Source organism: Mesorhizobium sp. M5C.F.Ca.IN.020.32.2.1 (assembly GCF_004023105.1).
GTDB lineage: Bacteria > Pseudomonadota > Alphaproteobacteria > Rhizobiales > Rhizobiaceae > Mesorhizobium > Mesorhizobium wenxiniae.
This window is the reverse complement of record NZ_RZSX01000777.1, coordinates 1-3,007: the sequence shown is the minus strand read 5'-3', so window position 1 is coordinate 3,007 and position 3,007 is coordinate 1. Positions and strand designations below refer to the sequence as shown.

Annotated in this window: 4 protein-coding genes; all 4 read right to left on the bottom strand. The window is 61.4% G+C overall.

Going from position 1 to position 3,007, the window contains the following annotated elements:
* Positions 1-104 precede the first annotated feature (104 nt).
* Positions 105-722 (bottom strand): 30S ribosomal protein S4, encoded by a 618-nt coding sequence (rpsD, locus tag EOA86_RS28665; protein WP_065008131.1) that lies wholly within the window; start codon positions 720-722, stop codon positions 105-107.
* A 353-nt stretch (positions 723-1,075) separates the two neighbouring features.
* Positions 1,076-1,264, bottom strand: coding sequence for a DUF3008 family protein (locus tag EOA86_RS28660; protein WP_095521667.1), 189 nt, complete (start codon positions 1,262-1,264; stop codon positions 1,076-1,078).
* A 61-nt stretch (positions 1,265-1,325) separates the two neighbouring features.
* Positions 1,326-2,138: a glutamate racemase gene (gene murI, locus EOA86_RS28655; protein ID WP_128344736.1), complete on the bottom strand. Its 813-nt coding sequence runs from the start codon at positions 2,136-2,138 to the stop codon at positions 1,326-1,328.
* A gap of 130 nt (positions 2,139-2,268) precedes the next feature.
* Positions 2,269-3,007, bottom strand: a 739-nt coding sequence (locus EOA86_RS28650) for an RNA methyltransferase (protein WP_164892065.1), incomplete at its 5' end; no start/stop codon positions are given.

The window sequence follows — 3,007 nt, the reverse complement described above, 5'->3', positions numbered from 1 at the left end:
GCTCTAGCATGGCTGACAAAGAAAAGCTGGGCGGACCAAAACCGGACAAAGAAAAGGCCGCCTCGATGGGCGGCCTTCGATGCTGTCGCAGACGGCGCGTTCGATCAGCGCGAATAGAATTCGACGACCAGGTTCGGTTCCATCTGCACGGCGAAAGGAACATCCGATAGGCCGGGGATGCGACCGAAGGTCGCTGTCATCTTGTTGTGGTCGACCTCGATATAGTCAGGGACGTCGCGCTCGGCCAAGCCCACTGATTCCAGGACGATCACCAGCTGCTTCGACTTTTCGCGCACTTCGACGACGTCGCCCGGCTTGCAGCGGTATGAGCCGATGTTGACGCGCTTGCCGTTGACATTAATGTGGCCGTGATTGACGAACTGGCGAGCGGCAAAAATGGTCGGCACGAACTTGGCGCGGTAGACGACCGCGTCGAGACGCGACTCGAGCAGGCCGATCAGGTTCTCCGAGGTGTCGCCCTTGCGGCGATCCGCCTCTTCATAGACCTTGCGGAACTGCTTTTCCGAAACGTCGCCGTAGTGACCCTTCAGCTTCTGCTTGGCACGAAGCTGAAGGCCGAAATCGGAAAGCTTGCCCTTGCGGCGCTGGCCGTGCTGGCCGGGACCGTATTCGCGCTTGTTGACCGGGGATTTCGGGCGGCCCCAGATGTTTTCGCCGAGACGGCGGTCGATCTTGTATTTCGCGGATTCGCGCTTGCTCATCGCATTCCCTTTCAAAACAACACACCCGGAACCTCATGGTCCGGGTGAAGGAAACGCGCCCTCCTCTGGCCCCCGTTTTCGAGACCTGACAGAGTTTTCCCACGCAACGCGGCGGAAAACCCACGGGACACGTCATTTACACAAGAGCTGGGAAAATAGAGCACTTCCCAACCGTCTTGCGCACATAAAGAAACCACCGGGCGTTGCGGCCCGGTGTTGGTGGGCTGATTAAACGGAGATTTAACCGGTGTCAAGCTTGCGGCTGGCGGATAACCGACCCGCTGCGGGCTGTGTGCTGGACCGCGGCCATCCGCGGAATCGGACCCGCCCTCCGTGTGGGTGCGGATGAGCGGCTAGTGCTTTGATTTCTTCTCGGGCAGGTCTTTACGCTTGGTCTCCGCGAATTCCTCGAGCTGCTTTTCGCTCATCGATTTGTACATTCCCTTCGAAGCGCCTTTGAGCTCACTCTTTTTGGTCTCGCCACGCTTGGCGGACAATGCCGCTCCTGCGGCTTTCTGCTGGGCTTTTGAAGTGGCTGGCATGATCGTTTCTCCCGTCTTGCAATGAGGGAAAACGCACCGGTCCGGGTGACGTTCCCAGATATCAGGAAATCACCAGCCCAAACCCCTGCATCAGGCGGCGAGTCGGGAAATCAACCCGCTTCGACGTGAAGACAGCAAGATCGGCGCCTTCCACCAGCATCTCGCCGCGACCGCTGGCCTCGGTGTCGGCAAGCAGCGAGAGCGCCCGTCGCGCGATCGCCTCGGCGGGATCGAGCCAATCGACCGGCCAAGGTGCCGTCTTGCGCATGCGGTTGGCCAGAAAGGGATAATGGGTGCAGGCAAGCACGACGATGTCGGTCCGCAGTTCATCATGTTCGACGAAGCACGGCGCGATCTCGGTGCGCACCGCCTCTTCATCGACAAAGCCCTCGCGCATATAGACCTCGGCCAATCCTGCCAGATTATCGCTGCCAACCAGGCGGACATGGCATTTTTGCGCCCATTTGCCGATCAGGTCGCGCGTATACTGGCGTTTGACGGTGCCGGGCGTCGCCAGCACCGAAACCAGCCCGGAGCGAGTGCGTTCCGCCGCCGGCTTGATCGCCGGCACCGTGCCGACGAAAGGGTGGCCGGGAAATCTCTCGCGCAACGCATCGATGACCAGCGTCGAAGCGGTATTGCAGGCGATGACCGAGATGGCCGGCGAAAAACGGTCGAGCAGCTTGCCGAACAGCTCCAGTATATGCGCCCTCAGTGCCGGTTCCTCCCAAGCGCCATAAGGGAAAGCCGCATCGTCGGCGACATAGACGAAGCGGCGGTCGGGCATCAGCACGCGCGCTTCGCGCAAAACTGTCAGGCCGCCGATGCCGGAATCGAACATCAGGATCGGGCGGGCGCTTGAGGGATCGGTCATTGTCGTTTGAGTTGCGAGAGAAGGCTGGGATTGCGAGAGAGGCTGGGGACCACGTCAGGAAGATGGCCACATTCGAAGGCCATCATCCTAAAATGATGGACCGCACCAAATAACATTCGGTTACTCGTGTTTAAGCCTGGTCTTTGTCTGTCGCCTTCGCGGCGCGTGCGGCCGCCGCCGGAAGCCGCCTTGGATCATCGGCCGGCGATCCGTCGCCGCGCGGCATGGCCGGCGAAAACCTGTCCAGCGATGAGATTATGCCGCGCAGCACCTTGAGTTCCGGCTCGGCGAAGCCGGCGCGCGTCAGCACCGCGCGCAGATTGTCGACCATCTTCGGCTTCTTCGGCGCCGGGCGGAAATAGCCGCGCGCTTCGAGCGCGCCTTCCAGATACGCGAACAGGCCGTGCAATTGTTCCTTGGTCGCCGGCATCATGTCGGGGCTGGAAAAATTGGTTTTCGTCTCATCTTCCAGGCCGGACTTCATCCATTCATAGGACATCAGCAGGGCCGCCTGGGCGATATTGAGCGAGGAGAAGGCGGGATCGACCGGGAAGGTGACGATCTCGTCGGCCAAGCCAACCTCGTCGTTGTAGAGCCCGAACCGCTCGCGGCCGAACAGGATGCCGGTGCGCTGTCCGGCTTGCTGGCGCGCCCTTAGCGCCCTGCCCGCCTCGACCGGTCCGCGCACCGGCTTGAAATTATCGCGTGCGCGCGCCGTGGTGGCGAAGACGAAATTCAGGTCGGCGACCGCCGAGGCCAAATCGTCAAATACCCTAGCGGCATTTATCACATGGTCGGCCCGGCTCGCGGCAGCGCGCGCCCTTTCGCTCGGCCAGCCGTCGCGCGGATTGACGAGGCGCAGCTCGGAC

Bases quoted from the DNA above. Each gene is read 5' to 3' on its own strand.
- rpsD (WP_065008131.1), bottom strand. From the start codon at position 722: ATGAGCAAGCGCGAATCCGCGAAATACAAGATCGACCGCCGTCTCGGC.
- EOA86_RS28660 (WP_095521667.1), bottom strand. From the start codon at position 1,264: ATGCCAGCCACTTCAAAAGCCCAGCAGAAAGCCGCAGGAGCGGCATTG.
- murI (WP_128344736.1), bottom strand. From the start codon at position 2,138: ATGACCGATCCCTCAAGCGCCCGCCCGATCCTGATGTTCGATTCCGGC.